Here is a 17,889-nt window from a genome sequence, read left to right on the forward strand (position 1 = left end):
AATTGTTACGGCTGGATCGGCGCGTATTTGCCGTCGTGCCACTGGTTGATGTCGTAGCTGACGTTCTTGAGGTCGCCCTTTTCATCGAAAGTGACAGGGCCGACGACGGTGCTGATCGGCTCGCCGTTCTTCAACGCTTCGGCAACCTTGGCCGGGTCGTCGCTGCCGGCGCGCTTGATACCCTCGGCAAAGGCCTGGATCACGGCATAGGAGAACAGCGTAAAGCCCTCGGGCACGAAGCCGCCCGCCTTGATCTTTTCGATGGCTTCCTTGGCTTCGGGCTTGGCCCGCGGATCCGACGGGAAGACGAACATGGTGCCTTCGCCGGCCGGGCCAGCAACCTGCCAGAATTCCGGGGTGGCGATCGAGTCCGGCATGATCAGCTGGAACTTGAGGTTCTGTTCCGCCGACTGGCGCAGGATGAGGCCGGCCTCGGGGTGGTAGCCGCCGAAATAGACCACATCAGCCTTCAGTTCCTTGAGCTTGGTGACAAGCGCCGAGTAGTCCTTTTCGCCGGCGTTGATGCCCTCGTAGAGGATCTCTTTGAGACCGTTCTGGTTCATCGTCGCCTTGACGGCATCGGCCACGCCCTGCCCATAGGCGCTCTTGTCATGCATGATGACGACCTTCTTGCCGGCATATTTCTTGGCGATCCATGGACCGATGAAGGCGCCCTGCGCATCGTCGCGCGTATAAAGGCGCATGATCGTCGGCCAGCCGGCTTTCGCCGCCGCGTCCGTCAGCTCTGGGTTCGACGAAGCCGGACTCATCATCAGCGCACCGGCTTCGGCATACACGGCCGAGGCCGGGATGCTCGAGCCCGAGCAGGCATGGCCATCGATGAACTTGACCCCGTTGGCGACGATGCGGTTGGCGACCGAAACCGCCTGCTTCGGATCGCACTGGTCATCCTGGACGTCGAGCTTGATCTGGCGGCCTTCGACACCTCCAGCGGCGTTGATCGCGTCGGCGGCGGCTTGCGCGCCCTGCTTGAACTGGTCGCCGATGGTGGCAAGCTGTCCGGTCATCGGTCCGACCACCGAAAAGGTGATGTCTTCGGCGAAGGCAATCGGCGCGCTCATCACCAGGCCTATTACGGCCGCGCTCAAAATACCCAACTTTTTCATGGTGATACAACTCCTCCACTCTCGCGCGGCCGTCCCGGCCGCGCCTCTTCCAGAGTGGCCGGGAGAATCTCACCCTTCGCTAGGCCTGTCTAGGCGCATCGGCGGCACTCGATTGGGCCTGCAACCTGAGGCCTGAACACAAAAACCACGCCGGCCTTGTTCCGGCCGGTCGCGGCTTTTGTCGATCGAACGATCCCAAGCGCTCCCGCGTCCGAAAACCGCTCGCCTTCCCCGTCCGTCGCGCAGCTTGGCCGTATCCGGCCTGCCGCGTTCTTGTCATTGTTGGTACGACCGTCTTGCGCGGCCTTGTTCCTGCAGGTCCTGCCGTCTTGCGCGGCGTTGACCTGAAGCGTCCCTATCGATCATCTCGGTGCCTGATGAGTTCAGGGCCAGCTTAGTGCATCGTCATCCATTCGCGGGCTTCGCGCAGCGCCCTGGCGATCTCGACCTTCGACATGGCGACCGACAATTCCGAGCGCAGTTCCGCGGCGCGGACCGAGCCCTTGATCGCAGCGATGTTGAACCATTTGTGGGCGGCGACGACATCGGTCTCGCAATCGCGGCCGGTCGCATACATCATGCCCAGTTCGAAAAGAATGTCGGCCTGGGCAGTTGCCCCCATGGCGCCGAAGCCGGCTTCAGGCATTTCAAAACGTGCCATTTCAATCCCCTGTTCTAGCCCCTGTCAGGCTCCCGAGAGCTGCCTCGTTCTGTCCCTTGGTGTCTGTTGATAACCCTTGGGGGTGGCCGCTCTTTCGATGCTTTCGAGAATGAACCGGAGGCTTGAATCCGCGGTTAAGTGGCGTGCTTAATTTGAGGAAAACAAAGCTAAAACAAGAGGTAAACGCGAGAATTCGTTAAGGATGCAAAGCCAGCAATTGCGCCGGTTTGCACTAAATTTGACGAAAATTTGCGAGGCGAAGATCAAGACTCCGCTAACCACGGGAGACAAAGACGGAGTTGCGAACTTTTCATTTCCCACCGACGAGACCGCTTCGTGCGGCCAGGAAATCCTGAAGTCTTCCGCAGCGGCACCGCTTTTGTTTTGTCGGGAGGTGAATTAGCTTACGTTTGCGTAAAAGGCAGACAGGCGGGGCGGAACACCCGGCCGGATGCCCAGAGGGAGGAGAAACATGTTTCGCAAAATCAGCATGGCCCTTGCGGCCACCTTGATCATGGCCGGCGCGGCTTGGGCCGATCCGATCGAAGGCAACTGGAAAACGCAAGCTGGTTCGACTGCCGCCATCTCAAGCGGCGGCGGTGCATTTTCGATCACGCTCAAATCAGGCAAGTTTGCCGGCAAGCGCATCGGTTCGTTCAAGGTGTCCGGCGCCAACAAATATACGGGGACCATAACCGACCCGGAGACCGACAAGACCTATTCGGGCAAGGCCTCGGTCTCGGGCGCTTCGCTCAAGATGAGCGGCTGCGTGCTCGGCGGGCTGATCTGCAGGAGCCAGACCTGGCACAAGCTCTAATCGTTTCCGCTGCCACAAATTGAAAACGGGGCCGCGAAGGCCCCTTTTTTGTTTGCGCCGTCTGCTTGGGACAACGGATCAATCGTGCGGGCCGTGCCTTCAGCGCCCTAATAGCAATTTTACCCGCCCTTGTCGGCAGCAAGATTGGATGTCGGTAGCAAGACTGCGGCGGCGCTCGTGGCCGGCGACGGCGCGGTGGCGGCGGGCACTCGACCCTCCGTCGATAAATTTGAACCGCAGATGAACGCCGGCATCAGAACCGGTTCAGTTGCATAAGGGCATTCTCATGCGTGTTGAAGGAGACACCACGCAATGTTCGCCCGCCGCTTCACCATCGTCTGCCTGCTGATGAGCCTGTTCGGCATGTCGTTCGCCATCCTCGTTGCCGAGGCCGGCCGCCCAGCCCGCTCCTGGGACCAGGCCAATTCCTGCCGGTTCGGTTGCCCGAGCCACCTTCGCCATTGACGCCGACAGAAACCCTTAGAGAGAAGCAACACACCATGAACCGCATCATCGCCAACGCCCTCAAGACCCTTCGGCTTGTGCCGCGGGCGACGCTCATCCTGATGGTTCTTGCAGCGCCGGTTCTGGCCGTGCCCTCGATGCGCGCCGATGCCGGCTCGACGATCGAAGCGCCGGCGTTGAAGAAGACCGGCGTCGGCTTTGTGCTGTTGGTCAGCCTGCGGCGCGGCTAGGCGCAATCGGCCTTCATCGAAACTATCCAAAAACAAAAAACGACCCTTTGGCCCCTCCCAACCGCATGGCCAAGCCTCTATATTGGGTCATGGAAAAGCGAATCTATCCCCAAGCCATAGACTCAGTCGTGATGCCGGAGCCGTTTGGTCGGCAAAGCTTTAATGATGCAGGAAAGGCCGTCGCGGCCTTGCAGGTCCTCTACGATCGCAACACCAAATTCCTGCGCGATTCATTTACGGCGCTCGCCGCAGGCGGCGACAACAACAAGCGCTACCGGGCCTTCTATCCCGAGGTCGGCGTCACCACGACTTCATTCACCCAGATCGACTCGCGGCAGGCTTACGGCCACATGCCGACACCTGGGCATTTCTCGACCACCATAACCCAGCCTGCCCTTTTCGAACGCTATCTTACCGAACAGCTTGGCCTGATCATGCGCAATCACGGCGTTCCGGTCACGGTTTCGGAATCAACGACGCCCATCCCGCTGCATTTCGCGTTCCTGGAAGGCTCCCATGTCGACGGCGCGGCAGCCGAGCGCATCAGGCGGCCGATTCGTGACCTGTTCGACGTGCCGGACCTCGACGGCACCGACGACCAGATCGCCAACGGCACGTTCGAAGTGGCGTTAGGCGAAGCCAGGCCGCTGGCGGCGTTCACGGCGCAACGCATCGACTACTCGCTGCACCGGATGTCGCACTACACGGCGACCAGTCCGCAGCATTTCCAGAATTTCGTGCTGTTCACCAACTACCAGTTCTACATCGACGAATTCGTCGCCCGTGCGCACAAGCTGATGGCGAATGGCGGCGGCGGATACGTCGAATTCGTCGAGCCGGGAAACGTCGTCACCAAGGCTGGACAAAGCGCGCCTAGCGATGGCGTGGCACCGCCGCGCCTGCCGCAGATGCCGGCCTATCATCTGAAGAAGCCGAACCATGGCGGCATCACCATGGTCAACATCGGCGTCGGCCCCTCCAACGCCAAGACGATCACCGACCACATCGCGGTGCTCAGGCCGCATGCCTGGGTGATGCTCGGCCATTGCGCCGGGCTGCGTAACACCCAGGCGCTGGGCGACTATGTGCTGGCGCATGCCTACGTGCGGGAAGACCATGTTCTGGACGACGATCTTCCGGTCTGGGTGCCGATCCCGCCGCTGGCCGAAATCCAGGTTGCGCTGCAGGAGGCGGTCGCCGAAGTCACCGGCCTTTCCGGCTACGACCTCAAGCGCATCATGCGCACCGGCACCGTCGCCACCATCGACAACCGCAACTGGGAGTTGCGCGACCAGCGGGGGCCGGTGCAGCGGCTGTCGCAGTCACGGGCGATCGCGCTCGACATGGAATCGGCGACGATCGCAGCCAATGGCTTCCGTTTCCGCGTGCCCTATGGCACCCTGCTTTGCGTCTCGGACAAGCCCCTGCATGGCGAATTGAAGCTGCCCGGCATGGCGACCGAGTTCTACAAGCGACAAGTGGCACAGCATTTGACCATCGGCATCAGGGCGATGGAAAAGCTGGCCGAGATGCCGATGGAACGGTTGCATTCGCGCAAGCTCAGAAGCTTTTCGGAGACGGCGTTCCAGTAGCACCGATCGGCTTGCATCGACCGGACCTTGGTAACCGCGCGGCAGGGCATTTCGTAATCTTGATTTGGGCTGCATTTCTGCCGATAAACAAAGTAGATGGCACGCGTTCGAAACATGATGGCGTCGGCAGCATTCGTAGCAATGCTCGTCTTCTCGGTCGCGCTGGTGGCCGGGTTTTTCGGAACGCTGCATCCGGCCTTCGATTCCTTCGCTCATTTCCGCGCTCATCTTGCTGTGCTGATGGCGCTTTGCGCGCTGCCGCTGCTGGCGACCTCGTTTCGCCTAGAGGCGGCCGCAGCACTGCTCTTTGCGGTGGCTGCCTTTGCCACCACCTCGAACGCCCTGTCGGTGCCCCGCCTGTGGCCGGTCCAGGCAGCCTACGAAGCTGAGGCCGGCGATCAGGCGGTCCCCGGTGACCAGGCGGTCTACCCCGGTGACCAGGCGGTCTACCGCCTGCTGCAGATGAATCTGCGGTTCAACAATCCAACGCCTGAAAAAGTCCTGTCGCTGATCGGCCGGACCCAGCCTGATGTGATCGCCCTCGATGAGGTATCCGACATGTGGAAGGCGAAGCTCGGCCTTCTCGCCAGTGCCTATCCTTACCGGATCCTCTGCCCCTACCCCAATGGCGTTTTCGGCGTTGCGCTGCTGTCCAGACGGCCGTTTGCCACCGGCACGCAACCGCGCTGCGATGGCCGCGGTGCGATGGCCATCGCGACGGTCGATTTCGGCGGAATCGACGTCGACGTCGCCGCCATGCACCTCACCTGGCCATGGCCGCGCAACCAGTCACAGCAGATCGGCGGATTGTCGGGGGAGTTCGCCTCGCTCGGCGAAACATCGATCATGGCATGCGACTGCAATGCAGTGCCGTGGAGCGCCGCCGTCCGGCGCGTCGCAGACCTTGGCAAGCTGACCGTGGCGCCTTCGCCGGGGCCGACCTGGCTCTATATCGAGCTGCCGGATTTCCTGCGCTTCGCCGGACTGCCGATCGACCAGGTTTTCAGCAAGGGCGCGGTTCTCATCCATTCGGTGTCGAGGCTGGAAGGTACCGGCTCCGACCATGTTCCGCTGATGGTGGAATTCTCGCTCAGGCCGGAACAGAAAAAGCCGGTCGACGAACATGAAACCGCAACCGCCTCCGTGAGACAGGACGGCAGGACTCGAAGCTGAGCGCCTACTGCTTGCGCAACAGGGCACCGATGAGGCGCTCGACATGGCCGCCGGCGCGATGCTCGCGCGCGTCGAAAGCGTTCTGTTTCGCCTCGTATTCGGCATAGACAGCCTTGATCCGGCGCCTCGCCTCGCGATGCGTCTTGCTGCAAACCCAGTTGTCGGCGAGTTCCAGTCCGGTGATCGATTTCTCGGTCGCCCGCATCATTGTCCTGGCGATGCGGCCGTGGTTATGCTCGTGGGCACGAACGCCCGCGAAAAACCGCTTCCAGCGCTTCTGAAGCGCCGGCGTCGCGGCTGAGACCATGCGCGGTAAGGTGTAGGTGAGATCGAGTGTCCCATTGGCCTGCCGCAGACGGCAGACACCACCCTCCCTGGTGATCTCAAGGTCCCAATTTACCGTATAGGCGGCCAGCGCGATGGCGTGCGTCATGAAGCCGTGCCGCTTCGGACCTTTCCGGTCCATGGCCTCGATCAGGGCGGCGCCCGTGGTTCCTGATATGTCGTAGGTTCGGGTCTTGACCAGCACCTTCGTGTCAGCCGATGCCGACGGTGCGAAGCCGCACAAGCCACCAATAGCCACAAGGCACGTCAAAACCGCCAGGCGCATGGTCATTTCTCCGCGTCAGGAGGGAAGGGAACCACAAGCGCCGCGCCGCTTCAACTTCTTTTAGACGCCGCAAATATAACGGAGTTCCCCGGCTTTCATTTTGGTCGACGGTTCCGGTGGACTTCACACGCTGACGTTGTGCTCCATTGATCCACGCATGACAGCGACGCATTCGATCGCACATTGAACTGGCCGGAACGTCTCTCGATCCAGAAGCGGACTTCCTGCGCTTCCGGGTTCTCGTACCCGAACATACGCTCTCGAAAACCACCATGTCGGCGCGGCCTGGCTTGAATCTCAACACACCCCGAGTTCCCGATGGTCCGCTGGCTGGCGCAAACGCGGCGTCTCTTAAGCGCCTGCGGCACGGAAAGGGGGCGACGCGTCATGCGTTCGGCAGCGCGGCGTGCTGCGCGCCAATCGCGATCCTTGCGGATTTCCTCAACGCGGCGGACCCGTCGATCCGCGGACCGCCAGCTCAACCGACATGATGATCTGCCTCGGCTGGCCGTTTTCAAACACCATCTGGGCAGCAAGGCGACCCTTCCCGACGATGTCATGCGTGACAGTGGTGAGTGGGGGCGTGGTACGTGCCGATTCCGCGGTGCCATCGAAGCCCACAACCGACACGTGCTCGGGTATGTCTATGCCGCGACGAACCGCTTCGTCGAGCACGGTGATTGCCTGCCAGTCCGACATGGTCAGGATTGCCGTTGCTTCTGGAAATCGATCGAACACGACAGCTCCGGCCGAAGGCTCCCCAGGGGTGGTTTCGATGATCGGAAAATCATCGATCGACAGATTGACCTCCGCCAAGCCTTGGGCGAAGCCATCAAGCCTTTCATAGTCGAGCTGAAAGCCCGCGGTAATCGCACGCTTGCCCTTGCCCGGCATGTGGACAATCGGTGGTCCGGATGTGCGCCGGATGGAGAGGATCACAAAATGCCGGTGCCCGAGAGCAGCCAGGTGCCCGACAGCCATCAGCGCTCCGCTCCTGCCGTCGATCCGGATCGAATTGATATCCGGGCCGGCATCGCTTTCGAGGATGACGAATGGCAAGCGCCGGCGCTGCGCCGAGGTGATCAGGTCGATGTCTACGCTATGGCCCAAAATGAAGCCGTCAACCAACGCCTCCCGGATGGTGGAGGTGCGCGTTTCTTCCGTACCGTTGACTAGGCTCAGCGTCGCCCCGGCCTCGTCGCACGCAAGCGAAACGCCAAGCACAAGTTCGCGTCCATATGGGCTTCTGATCACGTCGGCAATGGCATAGGCGCCCGGCGGCATAAACCCGATGGCGTTGAATTTGCCATTACGCAGTACCCGCCCCCTAGGGTCGGGACCATCATAACCAAGCTGGCGCGCCGCAGCTTCGACGCGCTCGCGCACGTCGGACCGCACCAGGTCCGGGTGATTGAAGACATTGGAGACAGTGCCGCGGGAGACCCCGGCAACTCTCCCGACATCCGCGAGGGTCGGCGTTTTGGAATGGTTCACCCCTTCAGTTAAACACTTTTTTGGAGCGCTCCAAGTTTATTCTTGACTCGTCATCATAAAAGGCAGACCCTGCATTGGAGCGCTCCAATTAGCAGAAATAGCAGATTTGTAAGCATTCTGTGCCAGCGAAGGCTCGTGTGCCCAACTCTGGGCGTGTGAGCGCTAAATCATCACATCAAAGGAGGAATAGGATGGCTGCTACCAGTGGTGGGGCGACATCGCTCGTCGGGAAGACTTTCGACTGTGCATTCGGCCCGTTCGTGCCGCGGCTGACGGTTCTGTCGCCGACAGAATTGCATGTGCGGGCGACGCTCGGCGCTACTCAGATCGACGAGGTCGTGAAGAGCGATCTGACAGGCGTCCGCCCTGATCTGTTCATCATGAGCTGGACGGAGCAGAGCGGTAACTTCGTCGTGCAGGTTCAGGATCACGAGAACAAAGTCGTTCATAATTATGCGCGGCTGGCCGACGGGCAATTGTTCTGTGCGCAGGGGATCATTCAGCCGGTACCGGCGGCCTGACAGGGTATCACACCGCGCCGCGCGAACTACGCGAACTGTTGTGCGGCCACTTGACGAATACAGGAGTACATTTCCCTCAATATAGACCCGTTCACCTTCAGGAGTGTCGTTATGAACACCCTTTCCGAACCAATCTTCGATGTCGCCCAGCTCGCGCATGTCGAATTGCTGACGCCCGATTTCGATGGGACATTACGCTTCTTCACGGACCTCATGGGTATGCAAGAGACCGAGCGGCGCGGCAAGTCGGTCTATCTGCGCGGCTATGAGGAGCAGTACCACCATTCGCTGAAGGTGACCGAGGCACAGCACGCCGGACTGGGGCACGTTGCTTGGCGAACGCGCAGCCCGCAGGCGCTGGAGCGCCGAGTCGCAGCGGTAGAGGCGACCGGCCTCGGGCGAGGCTGGATCGACGGTGACGCCGGCCATGGCCGCGCCTTCAGATTCGCAACGCCCGAGGGGCACTCGATGGAGCTGCTGTGGGACGTCGACTATGTCAGCATACCGCCGGGGCAGGCTACGAAATTGCTTAATCGCCCGCAGAGACGCCCGCTCAACGGCATTCCGGTTCGCCGCATCGACCACCTGAACCTGATGGCCGCCAACACCGGCGCCTGCCGCGATTTCATGGTTGACGTGCTAGGCTTTCGCGAGCGCGAGCGGGTCGTTGGTGACAACGGGTCGGCGATCGCGAGATGGCTCAGCGTGACCAACCTTTCGCACGATATTGCAATCGTCCCGGAGCCGACGGAGATGCGTGGACGCTTCCACCACGTCTGTTTCCACTACATTTCGGTGCAGCATCTCTTCGATCTGGCGGAGCTGGCAAGGGAAGCCGGCATTTCGATAGAGTACGGGCCGGGCCGGCACGGCATCGGCGGGGCAACGTTCCTGTACATGCTGGAACCAGGGGGCAATCGCATCGAGGTGATGGGCGATCCCGGCTACATGATTTTCGATCCGGCCTGGAAAACCGTGGTGTGGGAGGCGTCCAAGATCGCCGATGCCGTGGTCTGGAGCGGCTCTCCGGTTCCGGATTCCTTCTGGGTCTATGGAACGCCGGTGCCGCGGCCGGTGGAGGGTACGACCATCGCCGCCGTGGCGTAGATTCGGTATTTGCGCGAAGACAGAACGGCAATTTTCTGGCATTCAATACGCTCGCCGGATCTGCTCGGCACGGCACCGCGCGATCCCACGTCGAGTGCAAGATGTGCCAGCAGTCTTGCCACTCGTTCTGTCAATTAGGAATAGCTAATATCTGACGCTACATGTTCTGGTAAACTGGGCCTTCGCCACCTTGTGGTGGCACCCAGGTTATGTTTCGGTTCGGGTCCTTGATGTCGCAAGTCTTGCAGTGGACGCAGTTCTGCGCGTTGATGACGAAGCGCACGTCCTTCGCCTCGGGATCGGCGGCGGCGTTGCCATCCTTGTCGACCCATTCGTAGACACTGGCCGGGCAGTAGCGTGTCGAAGGCCCGGCATAGACATCGTGCTCGGAACGCTGCTGCAGATCCATATCCGCGACCAGCAGGTGGACAGGCTCGTTTTCCTCGTGGTTGGTGTTGGAGAGAAACACCGAGGACAGGCGGTCGAAGGTGAGCACGCCGTCCGGCTTCGGATAGGCGATCTTCTTATGCTTGGCGGCCGGCTCCAGCGTCGCATAGTCGGGCTTGCCGTGCTTCAGCGTGCCGAAAGGCGAGAAGCCGAACAGCGTGTTCAGCCACATGTCGAGGCCGCCAATGCCGACGCCGATGGCGGTGCCGAAGCGCGACCACAATGGCTTGACGTTGCGCACCTTCTTCAAATCCTTGCCGATGTCGGTTGCCCGCCATGCCGCCTCGTAAGAAGCCAGTTCGTCATTGGCGCGGCCGACGCCGATCGCCTCGGCGACATGCTCGGCCGCCAGCATTCCGGAGAGCACGGCATTGTGCGAGCCCTTGATGCGCGGCACGTTGACGAAGCCGGCAGCACACCCAATCAGCGCGCCCCCAGGGAAGGACAGTTTCGGCACCGACTGCCAGCCGCCCTCGGTGATGGCACGGGCGCCATAACCGAGCCGCTTGCCGCCCTCGAATGTGCCTTTGATCGCCGGGTGGGTCTTGAAGCGCTGGAATTCGTCGAATGGCGACAGATAGGGGTTCTTGTAGTTGAGGTGGACGACGAACCCGACCGCCACCTGGTTGTCCTCCAGGTGGTAGAGGAAGGAGCCGCCGCCGGTCTTCATGTCGAGCGGCCAGCCGAAGGAATGCTGGACAAGGCCTGGCCGGTGGTTCTCCGGCTTGACCTGCCAGAGCTCCTTGAGGCCGATGCCGTATTTGCCGGGCTCACGGCCGTCGGAAAGATGGTATTTGGCGATCAACTGCTTGGCCAGCGAGCCGCGTGCGCCCTCGCCGATCAGCACATATTTGCCCATCAGTGCCATGCCCGGCGCGAAGCCAGGGCCATGCGTGCCGTCCTTCTCGACGCCCATATCGCCGGTGACAACGCCGGTGACCGCGCCCTCGTCACTGTAAATGAGGTCCACGGCGGCAAAGCCCGGATAGATCTCGACGCCCAGCGCCTCGGCCTTGGTCGCCAGCCAGCGGCAGACATTGCCGAGCGAAACGATGTAGTTGCCGTGGTTGTTCATCAGCGGCGGCATCAGGATGTTGGGCAGACGGAACGAACCGGCGGGGCCGAGGACCAGGAAATGGTCTGCCGTGACCGGCGTCTTGAAGGGATGTCCTTCTTCGTCACGCCAGCCCGGCAGCAGCCGGTCGATGCCGATCGGATCGACGACGGCGCCGGACAGGATATGGGCGCCGACTTCGCCGCCCTTTTCAAGGACTACGACGGAAAGCTCGGGATTGACCTGCTTGAGACGGATCGCGGCGGCGAGGCCGGCCGGACCGGCGCCGACGATGACCACGTCGAATTCCATGCTTTCGCGTTCGATCTCGCTCATCAACATCTCACTGGCTACCGCATTTGCGCATCTTGCTGGCTTATCCGCTGCATAGCGCATCAATTCGCGACGTGAAACCGGCGCTGACGTGACAATGCCGATTTCGTCAAAAAGTCGCGCATCGTATACAAAATCGCGGTTTGCGGTCCACCGGAACATCGATCCGGGCCAAGCCATTCCAAAGAGAGCCGGCGCCCTGACGTTTTTAATTGTTCGACGGCTTGCTTATCGGCCATACTTCGCACCATGCGCATTCCTGGGCCATCCGGCTTTTCATCGACGCGCTTTTTTTCGTCGCCCGGACGGATTTGCCGGGCGCTCGTTTTGGCCCTTTTGCCGCTGGCGTCCGTTGGCGCCCACGCCGAGCCGCAAAGGGTCTGGGTGGCCGGAGCCTACTCCTTTTCCGACGAGCTGGGCGGCTTCCGCATCACCAGCGCCTCGGGCATCGGGACAAAGGAGGACCCGCTTGTCATCACCGAAGAGCTGAATTCGGCGACACCGGTGACACTGACGATCCGCACGACAAAGCCGATCCAGCCCTTCGGCACTGCGGGCCAATTTGCCAATGGCCTCATGTATATGCGCGTCGACGTGCTCAACAACAGCGGCCAGGCCTGGGTCGAGTTCCAGTTCGAACTCCAGGAGATACTCCACCGGCCGAGCGTGTTCGGCGACGGCCTGTCGTTCGACCAGCGCAACAAAACGCCTGACAACATCTGGTCGAGCAGCTTTGCCGATTTCGATCGCGACTTCGAACCCTATGACCGGCTGCTGTTCAAGAGCGGCAAGATCGACCCGTTGAAGACAGCAAAATTCGATTACCTGATCACCGACTACACACCGCGCTGGACGTTCTATCTGGTGCAGGATCCGCGTATACCGTCGAGCTAAGAATCCTTGTTTTCGTCATGTCGTTGTCCCAAAACCGCTGCGCGCTTTTGGGCTACATGCATTACTTGCAAATTGCTGCCGCGCGGCGGAATGTGGAAGTATGACTGCCGTTTCCCGAGACGACCGACCAGATATCGCCGACCTGCTGGCCTTCTACGCCAGCGCCGGCGTCGAAGAAGCGCTCGAAGACGAGCCGCTGAACAGGTTTGCCGAGGCTGCGTCAAAGCCGCCTGAGCGGGCGCCGGCGACAGTTACGCCGCCAACTGGTGAAAACGCCGCACTGCCACGCTCGACAAGCCTGTCACGCGCCGGAATGGGCGAAAGGCAAGCTGCGGCACCGGCGGTGCGCGCGCCGTCCGGGACGGCGACGGTGCCCGACGAGCAGCAAGCGGCCTTGGCGCGCCAATTGGCAACGACCGCGGCGACCCTGGACGAGCTTCGCCAGCACATGGCGGCATTCGACGGCTGCAATCTCAAATTCACCGCCAAGAACCTGGTGTTCGCCGACGGCAATCCGAATGCCGCGGTGATGCTGGTCGGCGAGGCGCCCGGCCGCGACGAGGACCTCGAGGGATTGCCGTTCGTCGGCCGCTCGGGCCGGCTGCTCGACCGGATGCTGGCCGCGATCGGCCTCGACCGGACGTCGGCCTATATCGCCAATGTCATCCCCTGGCGGCCGCCGGGCAACCGCACGCCGACGCCGCACGAGACCGAGATCTGCCGGCCATTCATCGAACGGCAGATCGAGCTGGTCAAACCGAAGGTGCTGGTCAATTTGGGCGGCCCCTCGGCAAAGACCTTGCTCAACATCACCGAGGGCATCCTGCGGTTGCGCGGCAATTGGCGCGTCCACACGACTGCCGCCGGGATTGCCATTCCCGCCATGCCGACCCTTCACCCGGCCTATCTCTTGAGAACCCCCTCGCACAAGAAGCTGGCGTGGCGGGATTTCCTCGAGGTGAAGGCAAAGCTGCGGGCGCTGGGTTGAGGGTTCGAGATTAGCCAATCTCCCCCCTCGTGGGGGAGATGGCCGGCAGGCCAGAGGGGGGCGCGAAGGATGGCCCACTTTCGTGGCCTCCCGATAGGTCGGCGGGACAGCGCCCCCCTCTGCCTTACCAGGCATCTCCCCCACAAGGGACCCACAAGGGGGGAGATTGCCGTCATCACCGCTTTCGCCAATCTCCGACGTAGATGCTGTACCGATAACCTCCCCGATAATTGAAATGCATCTGCTGCAGGCCTAGTCATATCCCATGACAGCAACCCAGACTTCCGCCGGCAACCTCATTCGCGAATGGCGCACGCGCCGGCGCATGAGCCAACTCGATCTCGCCATGGAAGCCGAAATCTCGCAACGGCATCTGAGCTTCGTGGAAAGCGGCCGCGCGGCACCCTCGCGCGATATGGTGCTGCATCTGGCCGAGCAGCTGTCGATCCCACTGAGGCAGCGCAATCAGCTCCTGCTGGCCGCAGGCTTTGCCCCCAGCTTCAGCGAGCGTTCGCTCACCGATGCTTCACTAGCGCCGGCGATGGCTGCCGTCGAGATCGTGCTCAAGGGGCACGAACCCTTCCCAGCTCTGGCTGTCGACCGGCACTGGAACCTGGTGTCGGCGAATGCGGCCATCGACCCGTTCCTTGCCGATGTCGCCGAGCCCTCCTTGCTGAAGCCCCCGGTCAACGTGCTGCGACTCAGCCTGCACCCAGGTGGCGTCGCGCCGCGTATCGTCAACCTGGCCGAATGGCGCGCGCATCTTCTTGACCGGCTGAAACACCAGAACGACGCTTCAGGCGACCCGGTTCTGGTCGAGCTGGAGCGCGAGCTTCGGACCTATCCGTCCGGCCTGAACGGCACACGGCCGGTACCGGTCGAGCCGAACGCGATCGTGCACCCGCTGCGGCTTGCCCATGGCGATGCTGTGCTGTCGTTCATCAGCACCATCACCGTGTTCGGCACGCCGCTCGACGTGACGCTGTCGGAACTGGCGATCGAATCCTTTTTCCCCGCCGATGAGCAGACAAGGACCGTGCTGGTGCGATTGGCGAAAGAGCAGGCCGAGCCGTCCTGATCATCCTTGCGGCGGCGTCGCCTGGCGGGTGCGGGCACGTTCGAGGCCAAGCTGGCGCTCGCGCCAGATGATGAAGATGCCCGCGGCAACGACGATCGTGCCGCCGACAAGCATGTGAACCGTCGGGACGTCGCCGAAGGCGAGATAGCCGACGGCTATGCCAAGCAGCATCGACGTGTATTCGAAGGGCGCCACGACCGAGGCCTCGGCATGGCGATAGGCTGCCGTCATCAGAATCTGAGCGAGCCCGCCGCAAAAGCCCGCAGCTATGAGAAGACCCGCCTGCGCCGGTGTCAGCGCCCGCCAGCCGAACGGCAGCGACAGCAACGCCAGGACGCTCGCCGTCACCGAAAACCACAGCACGATGGTTGCCGTCGGTTCGCTCTGGACGAGATTGCGCACCAGCAGCATGGCGACGGCCGAGATCGCTGCCGCGACCAAAGCGGCGATGACGCCGAGCACCTCCTGATCGCCGAGTGCAGCGCCCGAACCAAGCAGCGTCAGTTCCGGCCACGAGATGACCAACACCCCGACCAGTCCGACCGCAACCGCGCTCCAGCGATAGACGCGGATTGCTTCGCCGAGGAAGATTGAACTGAACACCACAACCAGCAGCGGTTGTGCGTAGTTCAGCGTGATCGCCTCGGGAAGCGGCAGCCGTGTCAGCGCAAAGAAGCCGAGGCCCATGGCGCAGACGCCGACAACGCCGCGCGCAATGTGGTTGAGCGGACGTTTGGTCGAGAACGCCGTGCCAAGCTTTCCCTGGAAGGCCAGTAAGACGATGATCGGAAAGATGGCGAAGAAGGAGCGGAAGAACACGATCTGGCCAGCCGGCACCGTGCCCGCCGCCTTGATGCAGGACGACATGCCGACAAAGACCGCCACCGACACGATCTTGAGCATGATCCCGGTCAGCGTGTTGTGCGCGCCGGGATGATCCGTCGGGTTCACTTAGCAGCTGCTTCCTGGATCGCTGCCCAGATGCGCGCCGGCGTTGCCGGCATGTCGATATGCCTGATGCCGTAGGCGCGATAGAGCGCATCCGTCACCGCATTGAGCGCGGCAGGAGTCGCTCCGATCGTGCCGGCCTCGCCGGCGCCCTTGATGCCGAGCGCATTGGTGGTCGATGGCACATTGCGGGTCTCGAAATGGAAGAACGGTAAATCGTCGGCGCGCGGCATGGCATAGTCCATGAAGCTCGCCGTCAACAGCTGCCCGTCCTCGTCATAGACCGTGTTCTCGGTCAGCGCCTGGCCGATGCCCTGGACGACGCCGCCATGCACTTGGCCGGCCAGCAGGATCGGATTCACGGTGACGCCGAAATCGTCGACGATCGTATAGCGAACAATCTCCGTCGTGCCGGTGTCGGGATCGATCTCGACCTCGCAGATGTGGGTGCCGTTCGGATAGGTGCATTCGTCCTGCACGAACTCGCCAAAGCCTTTGAGATCGTCCGGGTTCTTGGCGGCCTTGGCGATGCTCGAAAAATCGATGGTGCGGTCGGTGCCGACGATGCGGGCAACGCCGTTGGACAATTCGATGTCGCCGGCCGAGGCTTCCAGCTCATCCGCGGCGATACGCTTGATCTTGTTGGCCAGATCCTCGCCCGCGCGAGAAGCTGATACGCCACCAAGGGGAATGGAGCGCGAGCCGCCGGTGCCGCCGCCGGCCTTCAACTCGTCGGTGTCGCCCTGGCGGACATGGATCTTGTTGATGTCGAGATGTAGCTTTTCCGAGAGGAACTGCGCATAGGCGGTCGCATGCCCCTGCCCGTTGGTCTGGGTGCCGATCTTCAGCGTCACGGTCCCGTCGCCGTTCAACTCGACAAAGGCCGGCTCAGAGCCCGGAAAGGCACAGGCCTCGATATAGGTCGCCATACCGATGCCGCGGATCTTTCCTTCAGCCTTCGACTGCGCCAGCCGCTCCGGGAACGCCTGCCATTCCGCCTCCTCGATGGCGCGGTTCATATGGCCTTCGAATTCGCCGGTGTCGTAGAGACGGCCGGTCTGCGTGCGGTAAGGGAACTGCTCAGGCTTGACGAAATTGCGCCGGCGAATCTCCTCGACGGGAAGGCCCAGATCGTGAGCGCAGGCGTCGACGAGCTTTTCCAGCAGGAATGCCGCTTCCGGGCGGCCGGCGCCGCGATAGGCGTCGACCGGGCAGGTGTTGGTGTAGAGGCCGGTCACCGAAACATCGAGCGCCTGGATGTCGTAGACGCCAGTCGACATGGTGACGCCGATATAGGGGATAAATGGGCCGTATTGCGAGACATAGGCGCCGATATTGGCGAGCAGATCGACCTTCATGCCGAGGAAGCGGCCGTCCTTGTCCATCGCCATCTCGGCGGTCACGACATTGTCGCGGCCTTGCGCATCGGTAAGGAAGTGCTCGGTGCGGTCGCCGGCCCATTTCACCGGGCGGCCAAGGCGCCTGGCGGCCTCAAGGACCAGCGGATGTTCGCGATAGACGAAGCTTTTCGGCCCGAAGCCGCCGCCGACATCCGGCGTGATGACGCGCAGCTGGTTCTTTTTGATCTTGAACACGTCGGCCAGGATGTACTGCATCGAATGCACACCCTGCGAGCCCGTGGTCAGCACGAAGCGGTTGTCTTTCGTGTTCCATTCGCCGATCGCCGAGCGCGGCTCAATGTAGTTGCAGACCAGCCGGTTGTTGATGAATTCGATGCGGGTGACATGCGCCGCCCTGGCGAATGCCACCGCGGTCTTCGCCTTGTCGCCGATGTGGTAGCTGAAGGCACGGTTGGAGCCGAGTTCCGGCCACACCAGCTGCGTGCCTTCGTCAAGCGCGGTGGCGGTGCCGGACGCGGCAACCTCGCCCTCGTAATCGACCTCGATCAGTTCGGCGGCGTCCTGCGCCAGTGTGCGGCTGTCGGCGACGACGAAGGCGACCGCGTCGCCGACATAATTGACCCGGTCGCGGCAAAGGACCGGAATATCGCGGGTCGGTGCCTTGGTGCCGTCCGGCTGCCTCTGCATGACGCCGGATTTCAGCTTGCCGAGATGAGCAATATCCGCACCGGTCAGCACCAGATGGACGCCAGGTGCCGCCTTGGCAGCCTCGGTCGAACCGATGGTGAAGCTTGCCTTGGCCACCGGTGAGCGCAGAACGTAGCCGTGCAGAAGGCCGGCCGGCTGGATGTCGTCCGTGTAGCGACCGAGACCCTTGATGAAGGCCTGGTCCTCGCGACGCAGCACAGAGGCGCCCATGCCGAATTTCGGTGTGACGACGGTCAACGTATACCTCGCGATGATGATTGGAAAACGAGTGCCTGAAATAG

General features: G+C 62.1%; 17 protein-coding genes. 10 read left to right on the plus strand and 7 right to left on the minus strand.

Translation table 11 applies throughout. The features are described 5' to 3' along the window. Nucleotides 1–5 precede the first annotated feature (5 nt). Both AC0L3L_RS09210 and AC0L3L_RS09215 read right to left on the minus strand, forming a co-directional pair. Entirely contained in the window at nt 6–1,127 is a 1,122-nt protein-coding gene (locus tag AC0L3L_RS09210) for a branched-chain amino acid ABC transporter substrate-binding protein (RefSeq protein ID WP_473637334.1), read from the minus strand. A gap of 394 nt (nt 1,128–1,521) precedes the next feature. Further along, nucleotides 1,522–1,788 (minus strand): sel1 repeat family protein, encoded by a 267-nt coding sequence (locus tag AC0L3L_RS09215; RefSeq protein WP_473637335.1) that lies wholly within the window; start codon nt 1,786–1,788, stop codon nt 1,522–1,524. Between the two features lie 472 nt (nt 1,789–2,260). Between AC0L3L_RS09215 and AC0L3L_RS09220 the strand changes: the two genes are divergently transcribed. From AC0L3L_RS09220 to AC0L3L_RS09240, 5 genes are all read left to right on the plus strand, one after another. After that, nucleotides 2,261–2,605 (plus strand): DUF2147 domain-containing protein, encoded by a 345-nt coding sequence (locus tag AC0L3L_RS09220; protein WP_473637336.1) that lies wholly within the window; start codon nt 2,261–2,263, stop codon nt 2,603–2,605. A gap of 312 nt (nt 2,606–2,917) precedes the next feature. Continuing rightward, complete coding sequence (locus tag AC0L3L_RS09225) at nt 2,918–3,070, plus strand: hypothetical protein (RefSeq protein ID WP_165848692.1); 153 nt, start codon at nt 2,918–2,920, stop codon at nt 3,068–3,070. A 35-nt stretch (nt 3,071–3,105) separates the two neighbouring features. Further along, nucleotides 3,106–3,300: a hypothetical protein gene (locus tag AC0L3L_RS09230; protein WP_473489802.1), complete on the plus strand. Its 195-nt coding sequence runs from the start codon at nt 3,106–3,108 to the stop codon at nt 3,298–3,300. Nucleotides 3,301–3,431: 131 nt separating this feature from the next. Further along, a complete protein-coding gene (locus AC0L3L_RS09235; protein WP_473489801.1) occupies nt 3,432–4,892 on the plus strand; it encodes an AMP nucleosidase in 1,461 nt (486 codons plus the stop codon). A gap of 96 nt (nt 4,893–4,988) precedes the next feature. Then, nucleotides 4,989–6,065 (plus strand): endonuclease/exonuclease/phosphatase family protein, encoded by a 1,077-nt coding sequence (locus AC0L3L_RS09240; RefSeq protein WP_473637337.1) that lies wholly within the window; start codon nt 4,989–4,991, stop codon nt 6,063–6,065. 4 nt (nt 6,066–6,069) lie between these two features. On the opposite strand, the gene AC0L3L_RS09245 is transcribed toward AC0L3L_RS09240, so the two are convergent. Together AC0L3L_RS09245 and AC0L3L_RS09250 are read right to left on the minus strand one after the other, a co-directional pair. Next, nucleotides 6,070–6,675 (minus strand): DUF922 domain-containing protein, encoded by a 606-nt coding sequence (locus AC0L3L_RS09245; RefSeq protein WP_473528083.1) that lies wholly within the window; start codon nt 6,673–6,675, stop codon nt 6,070–6,072. Nucleotides 6,676–7,116: 441 nt separating this feature from the next. Next, nucleotides 7,117–8,169, minus strand: a complete 1,053-nt coding sequence (locus tag AC0L3L_RS09250; RefSeq protein WP_473637338.1) for a LacI family DNA-binding transcriptional regulator — start codon at nt 8,167–8,169, stop codon at nt 7,117–7,119. Between the two features lie 191 nt (nt 8,170–8,360). Between AC0L3L_RS09250 and AC0L3L_RS09255 the strand changes: the two genes are divergently transcribed. Both AC0L3L_RS09255 and AC0L3L_RS09260 read left to right on the plus strand, forming a co-directional pair. Further along, on the plus strand, nt 8,361–8,690 hold the full coding sequence (locus AC0L3L_RS09255) for a MoaF-related domain-containing protein (protein WP_133254826.1): 330 nt from the start codon (nt 8,361–8,363) through the stop codon (nt 8,688–8,690). Nucleotides 8,691–8,801: 111 nt separating this feature from the next. Continuing rightward, complete coding sequence (locus tag AC0L3L_RS09260) at nt 8,802–9,797, plus strand: catechol 2,3-dioxygenase (protein ID WP_473637339.1); 996 nt, start codon at nt 8,802–8,804, stop codon at nt 9,795–9,797. Nucleotides 9,798–9,954: 157 nt separating this feature from the next. Here the strand turns inward: AC0L3L_RS09260 and AC0L3L_RS09265 are convergent, their stop codons facing one another. After that, on the minus strand, nt 9,955–11,634 hold the full coding sequence (locus AC0L3L_RS09265; protein ID WP_473637340.1) for an electron transfer flavoprotein-ubiquinone oxidoreductase: 1,680 nt from the start codon (nt 11,632–11,634) through the stop codon (nt 9,955–9,957). A 246-nt stretch (nt 11,635–11,880) separates the two neighbouring features. On the opposite strand from AC0L3L_RS09265, the gene AC0L3L_RS09270 reads away from it, so the two are divergent. The 3 genes from AC0L3L_RS09270 to AC0L3L_RS09280 all read left to right on the plus strand — a co-directional run bounded on the left by AC0L3L_RS09270 (nt 11,881) and on the right by AC0L3L_RS09280 (nt 14,591). Then, a complete protein-coding gene (locus AC0L3L_RS09270) occupies nt 11,881–12,525 on the plus strand; it encodes a hypothetical protein (protein WP_473489796.1) in 645 nt (214 codons plus the stop codon). Nucleotides 12,526–12,625: 100 nt separating this feature from the next. Continuing rightward, nucleotides 12,626–13,513 carry a uracil-DNA glycosylase gene (locus AC0L3L_RS09275; RefSeq protein ID WP_473637341.1) on the plus strand — a complete coding sequence of 296 codons (888 nt, stop codon included), beginning with the start codon at nt 12,626–12,628 and terminating at the stop codon, nt 13,511–13,513. A 265-nt stretch (nt 13,514–13,778) separates the two neighbouring features. Then, nucleotides 13,779–14,591, plus strand: coding sequence for a helix-turn-helix domain-containing protein (locus AC0L3L_RS09280; RefSeq protein ID WP_473637342.1), 813 nt, complete (start codon nt 13,779–13,781; stop codon nt 14,589–14,591). Here the strand turns inward: AC0L3L_RS09280 and AC0L3L_RS09285 are convergent, their stop codons facing one another. Together AC0L3L_RS09285 and AC0L3L_RS09290 are read right to left on the minus strand one after the other, a co-directional pair. Further along, the gene (locus AC0L3L_RS09285) at nt 14,592–15,494 is read right to left on the minus strand and encodes a DMT family transporter (protein WP_473637471.1); all 903 of its coding nucleotides are present in this window, start codon (nt 15,492–15,494) and stop codon (nt 14,592–14,594) included. Between the two features lie 44 nt (nt 15,495–15,538). Beyond that, nucleotides 15,539–17,845, minus strand: coding sequence for a xanthine dehydrogenase family protein molybdopterin-binding subunit (locus AC0L3L_RS09290; protein WP_473637343.1), 2,307 nt, complete (start codon nt 17,843–17,845; stop codon nt 15,539–15,541). Between the last annotated feature and the right edge of the window lie 44 nt (nt 17,846–17,889).

This window comes from Mesorhizobium sp. WSM4849 (genome assembly GCF_055811385.1).

Excerpts from the sequence above, each read along its gene's own strand:
- AC0L3L_RS09210 (WP_473637334.1), bottom strand. The coding sequence starts at position 1,127 with ATGAAAAAGTTGGGTATTTTGAGCGCGGCCGTAATAGGCCTGGTGATG.
- AC0L3L_RS09215 (WP_473637335.1), bottom strand. The coding sequence starts at position 1,788 with ATGGCACGTTTTGAAATGCCTGAAGCCGGCTTCGGCGCCATGGGGGCA.
- AC0L3L_RS09220 (WP_473637336.1), top strand. The coding sequence starts at position 2,261 with ATGTTTCGCAAAATCAGCATGGCCCTTGCGGCCACCTTGATCATGGCC.
- AC0L3L_RS09225 (WP_165848692.1), top strand. The coding sequence starts at position 2,918 with ATGTTCGCCCGCCGCTTCACCATCGTCTGCCTGCTGATGAGCCTGTTC.
- AC0L3L_RS09230 (WP_473489802.1), top strand. The coding sequence starts at position 3,106 with ATGAACCGCATCATCGCCAACGCCCTCAAGACCCTTCGGCTTGTGCCG.
- AC0L3L_RS09235 (WP_473489801.1), top strand. The coding sequence starts at position 3,432 with ATGCCGGAGCCGTTTGGTCGGCAAAGCTTTAATGATGCAGGAAAGGCC.
- AC0L3L_RS09240 (WP_473637337.1), top strand. The coding sequence starts at position 4,989 with ATGGCACGCGTTCGAAACATGATGGCGTCGGCAGCATTCGTAGCAATG.
- AC0L3L_RS09245 (WP_473528083.1), bottom strand. The coding sequence starts at position 6,675 with ATGCGCCTGGCGGTTTTGACGTGCCTTGTGGCTATTGGTGGCTTGTGC.
- AC0L3L_RS09255 (WP_133254826.1), top strand. The coding sequence starts at position 8,361 with ATGGCTGCTACCAGTGGTGGGGCGACATCGCTCGTCGGGAAGACTTTC.
- AC0L3L_RS09260 (WP_473637339.1), top strand. The coding sequence starts at position 8,802 with ATGAACACCCTTTCCGAACCAATCTTCGATGTCGCCCAGCTCGCGCAT.
- AC0L3L_RS09265 (WP_473637340.1), bottom strand. The coding sequence starts at position 11,634 with ATGAGCGAGATCGAACGCGAAAGCATGGAATTCGACGTGGTCATCGTC.
- AC0L3L_RS09270 (WP_473489796.1), top strand. The coding sequence starts at position 11,881 with ATGCGCATTCCTGGGCCATCCGGCTTTTCATCGACGCGCTTTTTTTCG.
- AC0L3L_RS09275 (WP_473637341.1), top strand. The coding sequence starts at position 12,626 with ATGACTGCCGTTTCCCGAGACGACCGACCAGATATCGCCGACCTGCTG.
- AC0L3L_RS09280 (WP_473637342.1), top strand. The coding sequence starts at position 13,779 with ATGACAGCAACCCAGACTTCCGCCGGCAACCTCATTCGCGAATGGCGC.
- AC0L3L_RS09285 (WP_473637471.1), bottom strand. The coding sequence starts at position 15,494 with ATGCTCAAGATCGTGTCGGTGGCGGTCTTTGTCGGCATGTCGTCCTGC.